Genomic DNA, 783 nt, shown 5'->3' with positions numbered 1-783 from the left:
CCTCCTTTTTTATGCGCATTTGGAGTTGGGGGCTGAAAAGGGCAAACCCAAACCGCTGGCGGTGGTAGAAGCCAAACGCGTTTCGCGCGACGAACTGGCCGGAAAACGCCAAGCGGCGGACTATGCCAAAGCGATCAAAGCCAAAACCGGCATCGATCCGCTAATTTCCCTTATAAAAAGCTGATTAAATTGATTTTGTCGCTCCGTAGAGGCGGGAGCCCGGATAGATCAAGAGCCTGGATTCCCCGTTTGCGGGAATAACGAGTGAATCAGTTCGTCCCCCAATTGTGATTAATGGCTCTATTCATGCCCGCCAAGGCTCAAATAGCACGCAAAAGCGATACACTTGGAATGTCGATTTGCGCAAAACGGGGTTAAAAATCAAGGTAGCGACTATCGCTGTCTTTGTTCGGCCCAGGCTTGGAACAATGACCGAGCGCTTTCGTGTTAAGTCTGATCGAAAGGAGATTGTCGACCCAAAGGAGACAACCGACAGGGGTTATCCAATGACCGGGGTGAGCCAGTTGCCGACAGTAGGATGGGTAGAGCGAAGCGAAACCCATCAAACGAAACGCCGATAAATGAGATATGACAGAATATCGCCGACATCGCCTCAAAGGCGGTTGTTATTTTTTTCACAGTCAATTTGGCGGAACGAAACCGGACTTTGCTGACCGATAGGATTGAACTGCTTCGCGAGTCTTTTCGTAACGTAAAAGCCCGCGTAGGGCGGATGCCGTTAGGCGATCCGCCAAATATGGCGGAACCGCGATGCGTTCCGCC

General features: G+C 51.2%; 1 protein-coding gene. It reads left to right on the top strand.

The genetic code is table 11. From position 1 onward, the window contains the following. The coding region (locus NP596_RS21690) for a hypothetical protein (RefSeq protein ID WP_256617451.1) at positions 1-184 on the top strand (184 nt) is incomplete at its 5' end. Between the last annotated feature and the right edge of the window lie 599 nt (positions 185-783).

The organism is Methylomonas rivi, assembly GCF_024505165.1.
Lineage (GTDB): Bacteria > Pseudomonadota > Gammaproteobacteria > Methylococcales > Methylomonadaceae > Methylomonas > Methylomonas rivi.
The sequence above is the reverse complement of the archived record's forward strand: the minus strand, read 5'-3'. Positions and strand labels throughout refer to the sequence as shown.